At 62.1% G+C, this 17,370-nt stretch carries 17 protein-coding genes; 5 read left to right on the top strand and 12 right to left on the bottom strand.

The features are described 5' to 3' along the window. The gene (locus tag J3456_RS15555; protein WP_349581033.1) at positions 1 to 1,812 is read left to right on the top strand and encodes an ABC-F family ATP-binding cassette domain-containing protein; all 1,812 of its coding nucleotides are present in this window, start codon (positions 1 to 3) and stop codon (positions 1,810 to 1,812) included. Here the strand turns inward: J3456_RS15555 and J3456_RS15550 are convergent. The 3 genes from J3456_RS15550 to tyrS all read right to left on the bottom strand — a co-directional run bounded on the left by J3456_RS15550 (position 1,809) and on the right by tyrS (position 4,539). Beyond that, positions 1,809 to 2,420 (bottom strand): hypothetical protein, encoded by a 612-nt coding sequence (locus J3456_RS15550; protein ID WP_349581032.1) that lies wholly within the window; start codon positions 2,418 to 2,420, stop codon positions 1,809 to 1,811. The genes J3456_RS15555 and J3456_RS15550 overlap by 4 nt on opposite strands. Further along, the gene (locus J3456_RS15545) at positions 2,420 to 3,175 is read right to left on the bottom strand and encodes a 3-hydroxyacyl-CoA dehydrogenase (protein ID WP_349581031.1); all 756 of its coding nucleotides are present in this window, start codon (positions 3,173 to 3,175) and stop codon (positions 2,420 to 2,422) included. Before J3456_RS15545 ends, J3456_RS15550 begins: the two co-directional genes overlap by 1 nt. 113 nt (positions 3,176 to 3,288) lie before the next feature. Further along, on the bottom strand, positions 3,289 to 4,539 hold the full coding sequence (gene tyrS, locus J3456_RS15540; RefSeq protein WP_349581030.1) for a tyrosine--tRNA ligase: 1,251 nt from the start codon (positions 4,537 to 4,539) through the stop codon (positions 3,289 to 3,291). Positions 4,540 to 4,605: 66 nt separating this feature from the next. Between tyrS and J3456_RS15535 the strand changes: the two genes are divergently transcribed. Together J3456_RS15535 and J3456_RS15530 are read left to right on the top strand one after the other, a co-directional pair. Further along, positions 4,606 to 5,733, top strand: a complete 1,128-nt coding sequence (locus tag J3456_RS15535; protein WP_349581029.1) for an anhydro-N-acetylmuramic acid kinase — start codon at positions 4,606 to 4,608, stop codon at positions 5,731 to 5,733. Positions 5,734 to 5,981: 248 nt separating this feature from the next. After that, positions 5,982 to 6,563 carry a hypothetical protein gene (locus J3456_RS15530; RefSeq protein ID WP_349581028.1) on the top strand — a complete coding sequence of 194 codons (582 nt, stop codon included), beginning with the start codon at positions 5,982 to 5,984 and terminating at the stop codon, positions 6,561 to 6,563. Positions 6,564 to 6,741: 178 nt separating this feature from the next. On the opposite strand, the gene J3456_RS15525 is transcribed toward J3456_RS15530, so the two are convergent. Genes J3456_RS15525 through J3456_RS15515 form a run of 3 tightly spaced genes read right to left on the bottom strand, consistent with a single transcriptional unit; the run spans position 6,742 to position 9,491 of the window. Continuing rightward, positions 6,742 to 7,278: a GNAT family N-acetyltransferase gene (locus J3456_RS15525; protein WP_349581027.1), complete on the bottom strand. Its 537-nt coding sequence runs from the start codon at positions 7,276 to 7,278 to the stop codon at positions 6,742 to 6,744. Next, the gene (gene eno / locus J3456_RS15520; RefSeq protein WP_349581026.1) at positions 7,278 to 8,555 is read right to left on the bottom strand and encodes a phosphopyruvate hydratase; all 1,278 of its coding nucleotides are present in this window, start codon (positions 8,553 to 8,555) and stop codon (positions 7,278 to 7,280) included. The genes J3456_RS15525 and eno overlap by 1 nt, the downstream gene beginning before the upstream one ends. 33 nt (positions 8,556 to 8,588) lie before the next feature. After that, positions 8,589 to 9,491: a DMT family transporter gene (locus J3456_RS15515; protein WP_067939274.1), complete on the bottom strand. Its 903-nt coding sequence runs from the start codon at positions 9,489 to 9,491 to the stop codon at positions 8,589 to 8,591. Positions 9,492 to 9,620: 129 nt separating this feature from the next. On the opposite strand from J3456_RS15515, the gene J3456_RS15510 reads away from it, so the two are divergent. Further along, a complete protein-coding gene (locus J3456_RS15510) occupies positions 9,621 to 10,682 on the top strand; it encodes an AbrB family transcriptional regulator (protein ID WP_349581025.1) in 1,062 nt (353 codons plus the stop codon). 10 nt (positions 10,683 to 10,692) lie between these two features. On the opposite strand, the gene J3456_RS15505 is transcribed toward J3456_RS15510, so the two are convergent. After that, positions 10,693 to 11,391 carry an NYN domain-containing protein gene (locus tag J3456_RS15505; RefSeq protein ID WP_120351010.1) on the bottom strand — a complete coding sequence of 233 codons (699 nt, stop codon included), beginning with the start codon at positions 11,389 to 11,391 and terminating at the stop codon, positions 10,693 to 10,695. Beyond that, positions 11,388 to 11,807 (bottom strand): Fur family transcriptional regulator, encoded by a 420-nt coding sequence (locus J3456_RS15500; protein WP_067629018.1) that lies wholly within the window; start codon positions 11,805 to 11,807, stop codon positions 11,388 to 11,390. Before J3456_RS15500 ends, J3456_RS15505 begins: the two co-directional genes overlap by 4 nt. Before the next feature lie 347 nt (positions 11,808 to 12,154). Between J3456_RS15500 and J3456_RS15495 the strand changes: the two genes are divergently transcribed. Further along, positions 12,155 to 13,465: a DEAD/DEAH box helicase gene (locus J3456_RS15495; protein WP_349581023.1), complete on the top strand. Its 1,311-nt coding sequence runs from the start codon at positions 12,155 to 12,157 to the stop codon at positions 13,463 to 13,465. A gap of 186 nt (positions 13,466 to 13,651) precedes the next feature. Here the strand turns inward: J3456_RS15495 and J3456_RS15490 are convergent, their stop codons facing one another. From J3456_RS15490 to mazG, 4 genes are all read right to left on the bottom strand, one after another. Next, on the bottom strand, positions 13,652 to 15,061 hold the full coding sequence (locus J3456_RS15490; RefSeq protein ID WP_349581022.1) for a protein adenylyltransferase SelO: 1,410 nt from the start codon (positions 15,059 to 15,061) through the stop codon (positions 13,652 to 13,654). Continuing rightward, entirely contained in the window at positions 15,061 to 15,510 is a 450-nt protein-coding gene (locus tag J3456_RS15485) for a GNAT family N-acetyltransferase (protein ID WP_067629022.1), read from the bottom strand. The genes J3456_RS15490 and J3456_RS15485 overlap by 1 nt, the downstream gene beginning before the upstream one ends. Continuing rightward, positions 15,507 to 16,448, bottom strand: coding sequence for a nucleoside hydrolase (locus J3456_RS15480; RefSeq protein WP_349581020.1), 942 nt, complete (start codon positions 16,446 to 16,448; stop codon positions 15,507 to 15,509). The genes J3456_RS15485 and J3456_RS15480 overlap by 4 nt, the downstream gene beginning before the upstream one ends. Before the next feature lie 77 nt (positions 16,449 to 16,525). Then, complete coding sequence (gene mazG / locus J3456_RS15475) at positions 16,526 to 17,350, bottom strand: nucleoside triphosphate pyrophosphohydrolase (protein ID WP_349581019.1); 825 nt, start codon at positions 17,348 to 17,350, stop codon at positions 16,526 to 16,528. Positions 17,351 to 17,370 lie beyond the last annotated feature (20 nt).

The raw sequence follows: 17,370 nt of genomic DNA, 5'->3' as shown, positions 1-17,370 counted from the left end.
ATGGCACGCGCACCCCTTTTACAACTCACCGACATTTCGCTGACCTTTGGCGGCGATCCTGTTTTCGAAGACCTCTCACTGGTGATTCAGACCGGCGACCGGCTGGCCTTGGTTGGCCGCAACGGCTCGGGCAAATCGACCCTGATGAAGGTCATGGCCGGGCTGGTGGAGCCCGACAGCGGTGCGGTGATTGCCGGGCCCGGCGTGTCGGTCGGCTATATGGAGCAGGAACCCGATCTTACGGGGTTCGAGACGCTTGGCGATTTCGCCGCCCACGGTCTTGATCCGGGCGAGATGTACAAGGTCGAACGCGCGGGCGAGGGGCTGAAGTTCGACCCCGCACGCCCCGTCGCCACGGCTTCGGGCGGCGAACGTCGCCGTGCGGCACTGGCGCGGCTGATGGCCGAAGAGCCCGAGCTGATGCTGCTGGACGAACCGACCAACCACCTCGACATCGAAGCCATCGCTTGGCTCGAATCCGAGCTAAAGGGCACCCGCACGGCCTTTGTCATCATCAGCCACGACCGCGCTTTTCTGCGCGAATTGACCCGCGCGACCCTTTGGGTCGACCGCGGTGCCGTGCGCCGACAGGACATCGGTTTTGAAGGCTTTGAGGCTTGGCGCGATCAGGTCTGGGAAGAAGAGGACATGCAGCGTCACAAGCTGAACCGCAAGATCAAGGCCGAGGCCCGTTGGGCGGTCGAAGGCATCTCTGCGCGGCGCAAACGCAATCAGGGCAGGGTGCGGGCGCTTCAGGATCTCCGCGCCGAACGGTCGGCCCAGATCAAACGGCAAGGCACGGCGGCCATGGCCTTGGAGGCCGGGCCGAAGTCTGGCCGCAAGGTGATCGAAGCTGCGGGGATCGCCAAGAAATTCGGTGACAAACAGATCCTGCGCGATTTCTCGATCACTGTGCAACGCGGCGACCGGATCGCGCTGGTGGGGCCGAACGGCGTGGGCAAGACCACGCTGCTCAACATGCTGATCGGGAAAGAACAGCCCGATTCAGGCGAGATTAAGCTCGGCACAAATCTGGAACTGGCGCTTTTCGATCAGGCCCGCGCGCAGCTTGACGGGGACATGACCCTTTGGGACAGCCTCACGGGGGATCCTGACATGCGCGTGTCGGGCAAGGCCGATCAGGTGCTGGTGCGCGGACAGCCCAAACATGTGGTCGGCTACCTAAAAGAATTCCTCTTTGACGAGGGGCAGGCCCGCGCGCCTGTGCGCTCGCTCTCAGGCGGGGAAAAGGCGCGGCTGCTGCTGGCCAAGATCATGGCACGGTCCTCGAACCTTTTGGTGCTCGACGAGCCGACGAACGATCTGGATGTCGAGACGCTTGACCTGATGCAAGAACTCCTGGGCAACTACGACGGCACCGTGCTGCTGGTCAGCCACGACCGTGACTTCCTTGACCGCGTGGCCGCCACCACCATCGCCATGGAAGGCGACGGGCGTGCCACGGTCTATGCGGGCGGCTGGAGCGACTATCTGGCGCAGCGCGGGCAGGATGATTTCTCCGACAGCGTGGTAAAGTCCAAGCCCGGCAAGGCCGAGCCGAAAGCAGAGAAGAAACAAGCCGCCTCAGGTCTCAGCTTTACCGAAAAGCACCGGCTCGAAGCGCTGCCGGGTGAGATTGAGCGTCTTGAGGCGGAGATCGGCAAACTCGAAGAACTGCTCAGCGACGCGGAGTTGTTCACCCGTGAGCCGGTGAAGTTCCAAAAGGCCACCGATGCGCTGGTGCAGCGGCACGAAAAGCTGTCCGACGCCGAGGAAGAGTGGATGACGCTGGAGGAAAAGGCGCAGGGTTAATCGCCTGCGTCTTTCAGGGCGATCTGCGGCCGGTATCCGTTGCGGAAAGCCGCGACGCTGCTGGGCGGAGTGAGCAGGGTGACAAGGCCCCGAGGGCGTGGTTGCGCCGGGCCGTAGCCTGACGGCTGATAGGGGTGGAAGGCATCGCCGAACAACACCCCACTCTGGCCTTCATGATCTAAGACAATGGCCCCGTCAGGCAGGTCGTGCACCACCACATCCGCATGGCGGCGCTGTTGGAAAACCCGCGGCACGGCGCGTTCGGCGTGCAACTGACGGTCAAGGGCCGCAGCAGGCCCCGACACATCGCAGCACGCCCGAAACCGCCGGTAATCCGCGGCGCGGCATTCAGCGCAGGGCCGGTGACCTGCAGCAAAGGCCACAGCCTCATCCAGAAAGAAAAGCTCGGTATAGTGTCGCGGGGCCATCAATTGCCGCCGACGGCCCTTGAAGCCGAGCACACAGCACACCCAATTCTGATGCGCCCAACGGCGTTTGAGGTGTAGACCGTTTGCATCGTGCAGGATACCGCGATTGCCCATGAACCCACCCCGCGCGGGGTGGGCGATGATCTCTCCATCAGGCTGGACGCGGTTTTGCAGCGGCATCAGCGCATCCGCAGCGCCCCATCAAGGCGGATAACCTCGCCGTTGAGATAGCCCATTTCAACGATGAACCCGGCCAACCGCCCGTATTCCGAAGGATCGCCAAGGCGCGGCGGGTTGGGGACATCCTTAGCCAGATCCGCTTGCACTTCTTCCGGCAGGCCCGCCAGCATCGGCGTTTTGAAGATACCGGGCGCGATGGTCATCACGCGGATGCCGTCTTTGGCCAGATCCCGCGCCATGGGCAGGGTCATGCCTACGATCCCGCCCTTGGACGCGGCATAGGCGGCTTGGCCCTTTTGACCGTCGAAAGCGGCGATTGAGGCGGTGTTGATGATCACCCCCCGTGCGCCATCGTCTTCGGGAGTGTTCTTGGCCATGGCGACCGCTGCAAGCCGTGCCACGTTGAAACTGCCGACAAGGTTGATGTCGACCGTGCGTTGAAAGGCGTCCAAGGGGTGCGGCCCGTCGCGGCCTGTGGTCTTGATCCCAAGGGCAATGCCTGCGCAGTTTACTGCCGCCGTGATCCAGCCCATCTTTTCCTGAGCATAGTCCACCGCTTTTTGGACCGAAGTCTCATCCGTCACATCGGTCATGACGAAATGCCCGCCGATTTCCTTGGCCACAGATTCGCCCCGGGCGGTGTCACGATCCAGCAGGGTGACCTGTGCCCCCTGCGACGCGAAATAGCGCGCCGTGGCTTCGCCAAGCCCCGATGCCCCCCCGGTGATGATGGCGGCTGTACTGTCTAGTTTCATGATGGCTCCCCCCGATATGAACGCTTGTTCAGTTCAACACGAAGTCTCGCCCCATGCAAGCGATGCCGTTGCGGCGGGGGGCGGGGAAGGCCGTTGCCATCCCCCCTTGGCAATCAGCCGACCTGTACCAGCGCGTGGCGTTTTTTGCCCGCGCTCAGCTTGATCGGAGAGGACAGCGCGCCCGCATCCAGCATCATGCCCGCATCGGTCAGCGGCTGGTCATCAATCCGCGCGCCGTTCTCGGCAATCAAGCGCTTGGCCTCTTTACCGGACCCAGCAAGGCCCGATTTCACCAGCAGTTGCACGATAGAGACGCCATCGCCCACATCCGCCGCCGAGAGGGTCAGGGTGGGCAGGTCATCGCCCACACCGCCTTTTTCAAAGACCTCGCGCGCCGTGGCTTCGGCGTTGCGCGCCGCTTCTTCGCCGTGCAGCAGGCCGGTGACCTCATTGGCCAGTCGCACCTTCGCCTCATTGATCTCGGACCCGGCGAGCGCACCCAGACGGTCGCACTCATCGACCGGCAGCTCGGTGTAGAGTTTGAGGAAACGGCCCACATCGGCATCGGTGCAATTGCGCCAGAACTGCCAGAACTCGTAAGGCGAAAGCATATCGCCGTTCAGCCAGACCGCGCCGCCCGCAGATTTGCCCATCTTCTTGCCGTCGCTGGTGGTCAAGAGGGGCGAGGTCAGGCCGTAGACTTCCCCGTCGATCACGCGGCGGGTCAGGTCGATCCCGTTGACGATGTTGCCCCATTGGTCGCTGCCGCCCATCTGCAGGATACAACCGTAGCGACGGTGAAGCTCCATAAAGTCATAGGCTTGGAGAATCATGTAGTTGAACTCAAGGAACGACAGCGATTGCTCGCGGTCCAACCGCGATTTCACACTCTCAAAGCTGAGCATCCGGTTGATTGAGAAGTGCCGCCCGATGTCGCGCAGGAAATCGAGGTAGTTCAACTCATCCAGCCACTCGGCGTTGTTGAGCATCAAAGCATCGCTCGGCCCATCGCCATAAACGAGGTAGCGGGCGAAAACCTGACGAATGCCTTCAATGTTGTCGTCGATCGCCTCGGGCGTCAGCAGGGGGCGCTCATCCGACCGGAAGGATGGATCGCCAACCTTTGTCGTGCCGCCGCCCATCAGGGTGATCGGCTTGCCGCCGCATTTCTGCAACCAGCGCAGCATCATTATATTGACCAGATGGCCCACGTGCAGCGATTTGGCAGTCGCATCATAGCCCACATAGGCGGGGGCTGCGCCATTCATAAGGGCGTCGTCCAACCCTTGATAATCGGTGCAATCGGCCAGAAAGCCGCGCTGCATCATCGTGTGGATGAACTCCGATTTGGGATGGTATGTCATGGTGACTTGCCTCAAAACTGTATTGCGGGGCAATCTATATGCGTACGAGCGGCAAAGGAAAAGGCCATGAATAGGGCCATGCACAGGCAACATGTCGGAACCGGTGTGGTGACGGCTCTGGGAATGATGTCGGGCACCTCTCTGGATGGGGTGGACGCGGCTATTTTGCGCACCGATGGGCGGGACATCGCCAGTTTTGGGCGCAGCGCCTATCGCAGCTATTCGGCTGAGGATCGCCGGGTGATCGCCGCCGGATTCGGGAAATGGCACGGGGGTGAGGTTGAGGCGGCAGCCCAAGCGGTCGAGGCAGCGCATCTGGCGCTGTTGTATGATCTGTTGAAAGATGAGCCCGGGGTCGAGCTTGTCGGTTTCCACGGCCAGACCCTTGCCCATGCGCCGCGGATGCAGGGCACGCTGCAGGTCGGCGACGGGGCGCTATTGGCGCGCACCATTAACTTGCCCGTCGTCTGGGATTTCCGCAGCGCCGATGTCGAACTGGGCGGAGAGGGCGCGCCTTTGGCACCGTTCTTTCATCATGCCTGCGCGCGTTTTGCAGGGCGGGAAGGCCCGGTGGCCTTTTTGAACCTCGGCGGCGTGGGCAACCTCACTTGGGTCGATCCGCGCGTTGCGCGCCCAGAAGAAGAAGGCGCGCTGCTTGCTTTCGATACCGGCCCGGCAAATGCGCCGATCAACGATTTGATGCAGGCCCGCCTTGGCCAAGACTTCGACGAAGGCGGCAAACTGGCCGCGCGGGGCAGGGTGGAACATGGCGCGTTGGAGCTTTTCCTTGCCGAGCCATACTTTGCACGCATGCCGCCAAAATCGCTCGACCGGAATGATTTCGCGGAAATGGTGGCCTTGGTCGGTGAACTGTCAGACGCCGATGCCTGTGCCACCCTGACAGCCATGTGCGCCGCTGGCGTGGCCGAGGCGATGCAGCACTGCCCAGCCCCGCCCGAGCGGGTCTATGTCACCGGCGGCGGGCGGCATAATCCGGTGTTGATGCGGATGCTGGATGTCAGTCTTGATTGCCCCGTCGCCCCGGTGGAAGAGATCGGGCTGGATGGCGATATGCTGGAGGCACAGGCATTCGCCTATCTCGCCGTGCGCGTGGCGCGCGGCCTGCCGACCTCATGCCCCGGCACCACGGGCGTGCGTGCCGCAGTGGGTGGCGGCACCGTCAGCCGAATCTGAGCACCAAGCGTTGAAACTTCAATTTTGACGGGAATATGCCGGACGGTGTCCAATCAGGCAGCAGGGTGCAGTTCTCAGGCGGCCAAGGCGGCAATCGCGGCATATTTTTAACAAAGTTTCAAAAAATCTATCGTTTTCGCAATTTATTGAAACAAAAATCCATTTTAATGCGTGAATATAGCATGGGGGTCATTGGCTGGCGGAGGAGCTGGGTCTTGCCGGCCCCGATCTAAAGAAGGAGATTCAAAATGGCTATCTTTCAAACCAGAAGCTTTAAAAATTCCATGGCGATCACGGCCGCGGCGATCTTGCTCGCGCCCACAGCCCAGGCGGAAATCGGTCTGGGGGTCGGCGTGAGTGTCGGCGGCCATGGCGGTCACGATGGCGCGGATGTCGGCGTCGGGGCCTCAGTTGGCGGAAGCAGTGGCGTCGGGGCCGGGGTCGGCGCTTCAGTCGGGGGGGATAGCGGTGTGAACGCGGGCGTCGGCGCCTCAGTCGGCGGCGGGAACGGCGTGAACGCAGGCGTCGGCGCCTCAGTCGGTGGCAGTCATGGTGTCGGGGCCGGGGCGGGCGTCTCGGTTGGTGGCAATGGCGGCTCAGGCAGCGGCGGTGCCGGCACGGGCGGTCAAGACCCTGTTCCCGGGGCCACCGCAGGCCGGGCGACGGGCGTGGCCGACAGCAGTGCACTCTCTGCCAAGACAATCAACATTACGACGCTGATCGGCGCACCGGTCTGGAGCAAAGACCGCGTCTTGGTCGGTATGATCGAGGAGGTCGCCCCCGGCCCCAACGGCAAGTCGATGCCGTTCTACGCCTCAGCGCGGCGCTGAAAAGTGACAAGGATATCATCCGGATGCGGATTGCGCCGCGTCTGTCCGACCGGGGCGCGTTGCGGCTGGGGTATTCGAAACAAAAGTTCCTCCAGCTATTCGCCGGCTGATCGCCAATGGGATGAAGGCAGTGGACTGAAGAATGAGGGGCGGGGGAACTTCCGCCCCTTTTCATGCGCTACCGAGACAGTGCGGCGGCACCGGTCAGAGGCAGTTCATAAAAGCAGATCGCCTTACGGGCGAAATCGGGCATCGGCTGGTAGGGCCCCCGCTCAACAAACCCAAGCGCGGCATAGAGCGCGCGGGCAGGGGCAAAGGCGATGGAAGTGTCGAGATAGACCTTCTCAAACCCATCTTCCCGCGCCTGATCAATCAGCCTTTGGCAGATTGCACGGCCCGCGCCGGTGCCACGGGCGGCATCCGTCACAAAGACGCGCTTGATCTCACTCTCGGTATCGCTCAGCGCATGGGACATGCCGCAGCCCAGAGGGATGCCGTCACGTTCCGCCAGTAGGATGATGCCGCGCGGGCGGGCGTGTTCCTCGGCCAAGCGGTCCATCAGAACGCTGTATTTGTCTTGCGGATAGAAGGTCTCAACAATCCGCCGCTCGGTCGGGGCGAAGGTGTAGAGAAAGTCGCGGTAAGCCCAGCAAAGGTCGACCACCGCCGCGAGATCCGCAGCGGTGGTGACAGGGCGAATGTCTATGCCAGACATCAGCCGCGCAGGATCGAGCGGCCCGCGTATTGTGCGGTCTCGCCCAGCATTTCCTCGATACGGATCAACTGGTTGTACTTCGCCAGCCTGTCAGAGCGCGCCAGCGAGCCGGTCTTGATCTGACCGCAGTTGGTCGCCACGGCGAGGTCGGAAATCGTGGCATCCTCCGTCTCGCCCGAGCGGTGCGACATCACGTTGGTGTACCCCGCGCGATGCGCGATATCGACAGCCTTGAGCGTCTCGGTCAGGGTGCCGATCTGGTTGACCTTCACCAGCATGGAATTGGCGCAGCCGCGTTTGATGCCGTCGGACAGACGCGCGGGATTAGTCACGAAAAGATCATCGCCCACCAATTGCACCTTGCCGCCCAAGACATCTGTCAGCGCCTTCCAGCCGTCCCAATCGTCTTCGGCCATGCCGTCTTCGATGGAGATGATCGGATAGTCGTTCACGAGGGCTGCTAGATAGTCGGCGTTCTCTTCGCTCGACAGGGTCTTGCCCTCACCGGAAAGGACATATTTGCCGTCCTTGTAGTATTCCGTCGCCGCGCAATCGAGGGCGAGGTACATGTCTTCGCCGGGTTTGTAGCCCGCTTTTTCGATCGACTTCAGGATGAAATCAAGCGCATCGCGGGAAGAGCTGATGTTGGGGGCAAAACCACCTTCATCGCCGATCCCGGTCGAGAGACCCGCATCGGAAAGCTCGTTCTTCAGCGTGTGAAAAACTTCGGCACCCATGCGCACGGCCTCGCGGATATTGTCCGCAGCGACCGGCATGATCATGAATTCCTGAATGTCGATCGGGTTGTCGGCATGTTCGCCGCCGTTGATGATATTCATCATCGGCACCGGCAGGACGCGGGCGGTGGTGCCACCAACATAGCGGTAGAGCGGCTGTGTGCAGTAATCTGCGGCGGCCTTGGCGGCGGCCATCGACACGCCCAAGATAGCATTCGCGCCCAAGCGGGATTTGTTCTCGGTCCCGTCGAGTTCGATCATCATCTCGTCGATCTCGACCTGCTCGGTCGCGTCGATCCCCACCAGCGCTTCGGCAATTTCGCCGTTCACGGCGGCGCAGGCTTCCAACACACCTTTGCCCATGTAGCGGGACTTGTCGCCATCGCGGCGCTCGTTCGCTTCATAGGCGCCTGTTGAGGCACCGGAGGGAACCGCGGCGCGGCCCATTGTGCCGTCTTCGAGGATAACGTCGACTTCGACCGTCGGGTTGCCCCGGCTGTCGAGGATTTCGCGGGCGTGGATGTCGATGATCGTGCTCATGGGCTTTGTCCTCATGTTCGGGTTTGCAGCGGTTTACCCCGGCAGGCCCGGCTTGGAAAGACCGCGGCGGGGCCGGGGGGTGATTTTGCGTTCGCGCAGCAGGGTATAGACCCCCGAGGCGATGATGATCGCGGCCCCCACCAGCGTCAGCGTGTCGGGGGATTCGTCAAAGACCACGATCCCCGCGACCAGTGCGAATAGCATCCGCATGTAACGAAAGGGCGTGACGAAGCTGACTTCGCCCACGCGCATGGCCGCCACGATGGCGTAATAGGCCATCACACCGATCACCATCGCGGCGGCAAGATAGACCACCTCGGCCCCGCCGGGCATGGCGGCGGGGGTGCCAGCGGCCAGCATCAGGATCAGCCCTGCCGGGACCAGCACGATAAAGGCAAGAAAGCTAAGCTGCATGGAACTGATGCTTTTGGGGACCTTGCGCGTCGCCAGATCGCGCAGCGCAAGGCCGATGACACCTGCCACGGCAAAGAGCGACAGCGCGTTGAACCCCTCCAACCCCGGGCGGACGATCAGCAGCACGCCGAGGAAACCCACGACAATCGCGCTCCAACGGCGCCAGCCGACGGGTTCCCCCAGAAACAGCGCCGCACCAAGGGTCACGGCCAGCGGGGTCGCCTGCAAAATAGCAGAGGCCGAGGAGAGCGGCGTCAACACGATGGCGGTCACGAAACACAGGGTGCCCAGCACCTCCCCCACGGCGCGCAGCAGGATCGGCCCGGTGAGCATATCCGCAGAGAACAAACGCCGCCCCTGAATGCGCAGGATCACGGCAAAGATCGCCCCGCCGCCCGCGCCCAACAGCGCGATGATCTGCCCCACGGGGAGGGCATCGCTCGTCAGTTTGACGAACATATCCTCAATGGCGAAACCGGCCATGGCCAGCACCATCAGCATCGCGCCGCGCAAATTGTCCATGATAAGGCCCTTTCGCCCGTGGTATTGCCAGCCGCCCATGAACCTTTTGCGAAGAAAGGGCAAGGGCCCGAAATGCGCGTCATGCGTGTGGCTCTGGCGCCCGCTGCGACGGGGTGCTAGCCCTATGGCATGAGATGGCCGACCCGTTCCCTTGCCCCGCGCGACACAGTGCTGACCCTTGGGGTTGGCACGCTCGGCGCGTTGCTGTTTTGGTGGCTCAACGCGCCTGTCTATATGCTGCTGGGGCCGGTGATCGCAGTGAGTGGTCTGGGGCTGGCCGGTCTGCGCACGGCGGTCGACCCGCGGCTGCGGGACGCCTGTTTTGTGGTTTTGGGCATCGCCGTAGGTGCAGGCTTTAACCAAGATGCGGTCAACGCCATGGTGCGCTGGCCACTGGCCTTTGTCTTTATGACCGGGGTGATCTGGGGGATTATGGCCGCCTGCCGTTGGATGCTCGCCCGTTATTTCGGTTTTGATGCGCGCTCAGCGCTTTTGGCCTCGGCCCCGGGGCATCTGAGTTTTGTCATGGCGATTGCCAGCGATGGTGGCTCGGACGTGGCGCGGATCTCGATTACGCAGTCGGTCCGGCTTTTGGCGCTGACCATTGTTGTGCCCTTCGCTGCGCTGCTGATGGGCGTCGACATGACTGGTAATATCGCCCCGGTGGGCGCGGGAATGGGCGTTATCTCTATCGTGGTGATGATTTCCGCTGCGGTCGTGGTCGGGCTGATCTTCACCCGTCTTTCGGTGCCAGCACCGCTGCTGATGGGGGCGATGGTCGTCTCTGCCATCGCGCATTTGACCAAGCTGGAAACCGGTGTTCTGCCGGGTTGGCTGACCCTCATCGCCTATCTGGTGCTGGGCAGTCTTATCGGCACGCGGTTCTCGGGCATCACGCCTGCACGGTTTGTCAGCGGACTTGGTGCAGGGCTGGCGATTACCGGCGTTGCTGTCGGGCTTGCGGGTCTGGGCGCTGTGCCAGTGGCTTGGGCGCTTGGCATGCCGCTCGGTCATGTGCTGGTGGCGTTTGCACCCGGAGGGCTTGAAACGATGATCGCGCTTGGTGCTGTACTGGCTGTCGTGCCGGGATTTGTCGCGGCATGTCACATCATGCGGCTGGTCGTGCTGAGCGTGCTGTTGCCCGCCATGCTCGCCCGCGCGTCCCGACGCGAAAAGCATCCCGCCGAATGATACGCAGGCGTTAGGGTTTCAGGCGCACCATCAACCGGTTGCCGGTCTTGCGCGTCTCCAGTGCTTTCAGGTCCGCCGCCAAGGCGCTCAGCTTGCCATGGCCGTATGTCCGGCTGTCGAAATCCGGATGCGCTGCCTGAATGGTCTGGCCGATCTGACCGAGGTTGTACCAATCGTCCTCGGTGTCGATCTTGTCCATCGCCGCTTTGAACAGGGGCAGGGCGTCGGCCACCTTGGCGCTGGCGCGTGACGTTGTGTCCGGCTCTGCTCCGTCGAGGTTTTCGATCAGGATGAAACGGTTATAGACGTTGCGCAGCGAATCGTGGGTTTTCTTCTCCCCGATGCCGATCACCGTCACCCCATCCTCGCGCAGGCGGTTCACCAGCGCGGTGAAGTCACTGTCGGACGAGACGATCACGATGATATCGAAGCGGCGGCTGTGCAGAATGTCCATCGCCTGAATGACCAGCCCGATGTCGCTGGCGTTCTTGCCCTTGGTGTTCGCGGTCTCTTGATGGGCCACCAGACCGAGCTCACGGATGGGGGCTTTCCAACCTTTAAGGTGGTCATTCGACCAATCGCCATAAACGCGGCGCAGGGCGGGCTCTCCGATGGTCGTAACCTCCCGCATGATGGCTGCGGCATGTTTGGCTGGGACATTGTCGGCGTCGATCAACACGGCCAGAAGCGGGCGGTCACGGTCGGTCATGGGTCATCCTTTTTGATTGGCACACCGTAAAGTTCCATCCGGTGCCCCTGCAGTTTGTAACCCAATTTACGCGCGATACGTTCCTGAAGCTCTTCGATTTCCGCGTCGACGAATTCGATCACCTCGCCCGAGTTCACATCGATCAGGTGGTCGTGATGTTCGCGCTGCGCATCTTCATAGCGCGCCCGGCCATCGCCGAATTCCAATTTGTCGAGGATGCCCGCTTCTTCGAACAGCTTGACCGTACGGTAGACCGTGGCGATCGAGATGCCGCTGTCGATCTCAGTGGCGCGGGCCAGCAGTTCTTCGGCATCGGGGTGGTCGTCGCTGTCGTGAATCACCTGCGCGATGACCCGGCGTTGACCTGTCATGCGCAGACCCATGGCCTCGCACCGTTTGATGATCGGGTTGCGCATCGTTTCGCCCTTCGTCCGTCGGACCACGTTCCTAACATTCTAGCGCGGCCAGACGCCACCGCAATTGAACCCTGCCGGTTGACTTTTGCCCGCGCGCAGCCCATGTGGGGGTCAAGCGAAGCCTTCTGCCGCGTGAGCAGTATCAGCGCCAAGTCCCATGAGGGGCCACTGGATGCTGACGACAAGGCCCGCCGATGTTCCCAAAATCACGCGTGGGGCCAAGCGCGACAGACGGGTGTGAGGCATGTGGCCTGCGCCCGCGATCTGGCTTGCGCGACCCCGTGGCGCCTGTATTGGGCGCGGCGACTAAGGATGGCGCGCGCTCCTGCGTGCCGGAAAGTGAACGAATGAGCGATTTTGACATGATGGGCCTGCCAAAGAAACTGGTGGCCCGGTTGAATGAAATGGGTCTGAAAGATCCAACCCCGATCCAACGACAAGCAATCCCCCAAGCCATGAATGGCCGCGACGTGATGGGCCTTGCCCAGACCGGCACCGGCAAGACGGCGGCCTTTGGTGTGCCGCTTATCGCACAGATGATGGAACTCGAAGGCCGCCCCGCGCCGCGCTCTGTGCGCGGGCTGGTGCTTGCCCCGACCCGCGAGCTGGCCCAACAGATCGCCGTGAACCTGCGCGGCTATGCCGAAGGCACGCCGATCAAAGTGGCGATGGTTGTCGGCGGCCAGTCGATCAACACGCAGATCAAGCGTCTGGAGCGCGGTGTTGATCTGTTAATCGCCACACCGGGCCGTCTGCTGGACCTGCTGGACCGCCGCGCGGTCAAGCTCGACACGACGACCTTCCTTGTGCTGGATGAGGCCGACCAGATGCTCGACATGGGCTTCATCCATGACCTGCGCAAAATCTCGAACCTGATCCCGAAAGAGCGTCAGACGATGCTGTTCTCGGCGACCATGCCCAAGTTGATGAATGAGATCGCCAACAGCTATCTCAGCAGCCCGATCCGCATCGAAGTCTCGCCTCCCGGCAAGGCGGCGGACAAGGTGACCCAAGAGGTGCATTTCATCGCCAAGGCCGAGAAGACCGAACTGTTGAAAGAACTGCTGGCCAAGCACAAAGGCGAGCGCGCGCTGGTCTTTGGCCGTACGAAACATGGCTCGGAAAAGCTGATGAAGACACTGGTCAAAGCCGGTTTTGACGCCGCTTCAATCCACGGCAACAAAAGCCAAGGTCAGCGTGACCGCGCGATTGCGGGTTTCAAAAATGGCGACATCACTGTGCTGGTGGCCACCGATGTGGCGGCCCGTGGCCTCGATATCCCGGATGTGAAACACGTCTATAACTTCGACCTGCCGAATGTCCCCGACAACTATGTGCACCGGATTGGCCGGACCGCGCGGGCGGGCAAAGACGGCGCTGCCGTGGCCTTCTGCGCACCGGATGAAATGGGCGAGTTGAAAGCGATTCAAAAGACCATGGGCATCTCGATCCCCGTGGCTTCGGGCCGTCCGTGGGAAGTGATCGATGAGCCCTCCAAACCCAAAGGCCGTGGCCGTGGGCGCGGTGGCCGTCCCGGTGGCGGCGGTGGTCGTCCCGGTGGTGGTGGCGGGGGCGAAGGCGCTGGCAAGCCAAGCGGCGGTCGTCGCCGTCGGCGCGGTGGCGGCGGCGGGAAGCCGGGTGGCCAGCAGGCAGCCTAAGCCGGCACTTAAAAGTTGAACGACCCAATGGCGCGCTGTGGCAACCACAGCGCGCCATTGACTTATCCGGCCCGCGTGGCTGCGGTCTTTGCGGTGCTTTTAGGCCGGAAGATCCTGTCGGAGGACATCGGGCTCACCTTTTGGTTCGCCTTGCTGATCAACCGCAAACCCCGAGTGCGCTAGGCTTTAGGTGCCACAAAAGGTCGCCGGGACGATCTCGCCTTCGGTCGGCGGGCGCTGAAGCTCGGGATCGATCTCTTCAAAGGGCGTCGCCAGCGCAGTCATCAAGCGCTCGAACGGGGCCATGTCACCCGCAACGGCGGCTTCGATCATCTGCTCAATCCGGTGGTTGCGCGGGATCACGGCGGGGTTCGCCGCCTGCATGACCGCCTGCGGGTCCGGCTCATCCTTGATCCGGCTGCGCCAGTTTTCGGCCCATGTGTCAAAGGCATCGCGGTTGGTAAAGTGATCACGCGCTTGGTCGGTCCCAAGGGCGCGGAACGTGTTGGTGAAATCCGAGCCGTCCGTTTGCATCAGGCTCAGCAGTTCATTGATCAGATCCACATCCTCGGGCCGAGGATCGGAAATGCCGACTTTGGCCGCAAAACGCTGCAACCATGCGGCTTCGATCAACTCGGGCATGTCGTGGACGATTTCGGTGGCGTCTTCGACGGCGGTCTCTTTGTCGCCCATCTGCTGCAAAAGCGAGGTCGCAAGCTGCGCCATGTTCCACACAACGATCTGCGGTTGGTTGCCGTAGGCATAGCGGCCCTGCCGGTCGATGGAACTGAACACGCGGCCCTGATGAAAGGCATCCATAAAGGCGCAGGGGCCATAGTCGATCGTCTCACCTGAGATGCTGCAATTGTCGGTGTTCATCACACCGTGGATAAAGCCGAAGGACATCCATTGTGCCACCAGCTCTGACTGCGCGGCACAGACCGCGCGCAAAAGGCCAAGCGGGCCATCGGCCTCTGGGTAGTGTCGCGCGATGGCATAATCGGTCAGGGTTTTGAGCGCCTCCGTCTCACCGCGATGGGCAAAGACCTGAAAGGTGCCGACACGCAGATGGCTTGCGGCGACGCGGGTGACGATGGCGCCGGGCAGAGGGCCGCTTTCGCGCAGGATCGGCTCCCCAGTGGCGACAGCAGCGAGGGCACGGGTGGTCGGCACGCCGAGCGCATGCATCGCCTCGCTGATCAGATATTCGCGTAGCACCGGCCCCACCCAAGCGCGGCCATCGCCCATACGCGAATAGGGCGTCGGGCCGGAACCTTTAAGCTGAATGTCACGGCGATTGCCCTCGCTGTCGATGACCTCACCCAGCAGGATCGCACGGCCATCGCCAAGTTGCGGGTTGAAGTTGCCGAACTGATGCCCGGCGTAAAGCTGCGCCAAGGGGGCCGCCCCTGCGGGCACCTGATTGCCGCCGAATACCTGCGCGCGGGTCTTTGCATCGCCGCCTTTGATTCCCAGCGACGCCGCCAGATCGTCGTTCCATACCAAGAGCTTGGGCTCTTTTACCGGCGTCGGGTCGAGCCGGGTAAAAAACCCGTCGGGCAGGGTGGCATAGCTGTTATCAAAGGGAATACGCATCACAGTTTCCGAGACATAAGCATGTAATCCTCGCGGGGGCGGAAGCCCGCGCGGGTGTAGACTTTGAGCGCCGCTTTGTTGGTGCGGTCTACCTCAAGATGGATGGCGCGCAACCCGCCCGCGGCAAGCGCCCGTGGCAGGGCGATCAGCGCTTCCGAGGCAATGCCGCGCCCTCGCACGCCGGGACGGACGTAGATTTCATCAATGATGGCGTCCAGCCCCCCAAATTCAACCGACCAGCCGAAACAGATCACCACATAGCCAATCGGCGCACGGGGCGGTCCGATCAGATAGGCGGCCCCATGGGGGATCCCCTCCAGCAGCGGCGCCAGCCCGTTGCGGCGCTGCTCGTCGGTCATCTCAATGCCCGCTTCGGCGTGAAAGGCCGTGACCAGCCCGACCAATTTATCAAGATGCTCAGGCGCGCCGAGGGTGAGATGTGCGCTCATAGACGGGCCAGCCTTTCGGTGAGCAGCGCAAAGAACCCATCGGCATCAAGGTCGCCCACGAAAAGCGCGTTGGGCGCGCGTTCTGTCACGCCCCACCAATCGGCTACGGTCATGCCCATGGTCAGCTCAGACTCGGTCTCGATCTCGACGTTGATGTGGCGGCCTTTGAACAGGTCACGATTGATTAGATAGGCGGTGACGCAAGGATCATGCAGCGGCGCGCCTTCGGAGCCATATTTCTCTTTGTCGAACCGCTCGAAGAAATCGGTCATCTCGGCCACGGCGACGCCCACCGGCGTGCCAATCGCGCGGAAGGCATCGTTGCGTGGTTTGGTGACCAGTGCCTTATGGGTCACGTCAAGCGGCATCACGACGATGGGAATACCGGATTTAAACACGATATCAGCGGCATGCGGGTCGACGTAAATGTTGAACTCCGCCGTGGGGGTGATATTTCCTCCTTCGAAATAACCGCCGCCCATCAGCACGATCTCTTGCACCTTTTCGGCGATATCGGGCGCCTTTTGCAGGGCGGTCGCGATATTGGTGAGCGGCCCCAAAGGGCAGAGGGTCACGCTGCCTGCAGGATGGGCGCGGACCTGCTCGATGATGAAATCGACGCCATGCCCCTCGGCCAGCGGCATGGTGGGGTCGGGCAGGTCGGGGCCATCAAGGCCGGTCTTGCCGTGCACATGTTCTGCCGTCACCAAGTCGCGACCCAGCGGGCGGTCGCAACCGGCAAAGACCTTTACATCCCGGTGCCCTGCCAATTCGCAAACGATGCGCGCATTTTTCGAGGTCAGGTCCAGTGGCACGTTGCCCGCGACACAGGTGATGCCCAGCACGTCAATCTCTTCGGGGCTGGCCAGCGCAAGGAGGATCGCGACGGCGTCGTCCTGTCCGGGGTCGGTGTCGATAATGATTTTGCGCAGGGTCATGGGCTTACTTTCGTGAAATTGCTTGGGGCAGAGCCTTGCCGGAGGCTCATGTCTTTGTCCAGCCGCAGGCCCGGCGATTAGCCGCGTTCCGCCAGTTTCACGGCATCCCAAAGCGCATCCATCTCGGCCAGATCACTGTCCTTTGGGGTTTTGCCCATGGCCGCGAGCCGCGTTTCGATCCCCTCAAACCGGCGGGTGAATTTGGCGTTTGCAGCGCGCAGGGCGGCTTCGGGATCAAGCCCAAGGTGGCGGCCCAGATTGGCCATGACAAAGAGCAGATCGCCGTATTCCTCTTCGACCTCCGTCTGCGAAAGCTCGTCCTTCGCCTCGACCAATTCGGCGGCCTCTTCGGTGATCTTATCCAACACCTGTGTCGTTTCAGGCCAATCAAACCCCACCCGCGCAGCGCGTTTTTGCAGTTTCATAGCCCGCAGAAGGGCGGGCAGGCCAATCGCCACCCCGTCCAACGTGCCGCCTTGTGCTTTGCCAGCGCGCTCTGCGGCTTTGATCTTTTCCCAATCGGCGGTTTGCTGTTCGGCGCTTTTGTCGCGGGATTCGTTGCCAAAGACATGCGGGTGCCGCGCAACCATCTTGTCGCTGATATTGCGCACCACAGATTGAAAGGTGAAATGCCCTGCTTCTTCGCCCATTGCGGTGTGATAGACCGATTGCAGCAACAGGTCGCCCAGCTCGCCCTCCAATTCCGCCCAATCGCGACGGGCGATGGCATCGGCAACTTCGTAAGCCTCTTCAATGGTATAGGGGGCGATGCTGTCGAAATCCTGTTCGATATCCCAAGGGCAACCGGTTTCAGGATCGCGCAGGCGGCGCATGATTTCAAGCAGCCGCTCAATGCCCGCATCGGAATCGTGAATGAGATCGGCTTTTGTGTTGTCCGGCATTGCAGGCCCCGTATGTCTGG

This window comes from Sulfitobacter sp. NFXS29 (assembly GCF_040148765.1).
GTDB lineage: Bacteria > Pseudomonadota > Alphaproteobacteria > Rhodobacterales > Rhodobacteraceae > Sulfitobacter.
This window is presented reverse-complemented; position numbering and strand designations above follow the sequence as displayed.

What these genes read in the sequence shown, in the direction of transcription:
- J3456_RS15555 (WP_349581033.1), top strand. Translation starts at nt 1, where the DNA reads ATGGCACGCGCACCCCTTTTACAACTCACCGACATTTCGCTGACCTTT.
- J3456_RS15510 (WP_349581025.1), top strand. Translation starts at nt 9,621, where the DNA reads ATGAGATGGCCGACCCGTTCCCTTGCCCCGCGCGACACAGTGCTGACC.
- J3456_RS15505 (WP_120351010.1), bottom strand. Translation starts at nt 11,391, where the DNA reads ATGACCGACCGTGACCGCCCGCTTCTGGCCGTGTTGATCGACGCCGAC.
- mazG (WP_349581019.1), bottom strand. Translation starts at nt 17,350, where the DNA reads ATGCCGGACAACACAAAAGCCGATCTCATTCACGATTCCGATGCGGGC.
- J3456_RS15545 (WP_349581031.1), bottom strand. Translation starts at nt 3,175, where the DNA reads ATGAAACTAGACAGTACAGCCGCCATCATCACCGGGGGGGCATCGGGG.
- J3456_RS15500 (WP_067629018.1), bottom strand. Translation starts at nt 11,807, where the DNA reads ATGCGCAACCCGATCATCAAACGGTGCGAGGCCATGGGTCTGCGCATG.
- J3456_RS15535 (WP_349581029.1), top strand. Translation starts at nt 4,606, where the DNA reads ATGAATAGGGCCATGCACAGGCAACATGTCGGAACCGGTGTGGTGACG.
- eno (WP_349581026.1), bottom strand. Translation starts at nt 8,555, where the DNA reads ATGAGCACGATCATCGACATCCACGCCCGCGAAATCCTCGACAGCCGG.
- J3456_RS15485 (WP_067629022.1), bottom strand. Translation starts at nt 15,510, where the DNA reads ATGAGCGCACATCTCACCCTCGGCGCGCCTGAGCATCTTGATAAATTG.
- tyrS (WP_349581030.1), bottom strand. Translation starts at nt 4,539, where the DNA reads ATGACATACCATCCCAAATCGGAGTTCATCCACACGATGATGCAGCGC.
- J3456_RS15525 (WP_349581027.1), bottom strand. Translation starts at nt 7,278, where the DNA reads ATGTCTGGCATAGACATTCGCCCTGTCACCACCGCTGCGGATCTCGCG.
- J3456_RS15550 (WP_349581032.1), bottom strand. Translation starts at nt 2,420, where the DNA reads ATGCCGCTGCAAAACCGCGTCCAGCCTGATGGAGAGATCATCGCCCAC.
- J3456_RS15530 (WP_349581028.1), top strand. Translation starts at nt 5,982, where the DNA reads ATGGCTATCTTTCAAACCAGAAGCTTTAAAAATTCCATGGCGATCACG.
- J3456_RS15515 (WP_067939274.1), bottom strand. Translation starts at nt 9,491, where the DNA reads ATGGACAATTTGCGCGGCGCGATGCTGATGGTGCTGGCCATGGCCGGT.
- J3456_RS15495 (WP_349581023.1), top strand. Translation starts at nt 12,155, where the DNA reads ATGAGCGATTTTGACATGATGGGCCTGCCAAAGAAACTGGTGGCCCGG.
- J3456_RS15480 (WP_349581020.1), bottom strand. Translation starts at nt 16,448, where the DNA reads ATGACCCTGCGCAAAATCATTATCGACACCGACCCCGGACAGGACGAC.
- J3456_RS15490 (WP_349581022.1), bottom strand. Translation starts at nt 15,061, where the DNA reads ATGCGTATTCCCTTTGATAACAGCTATGCCACCCTGCCCGACGGGTTT.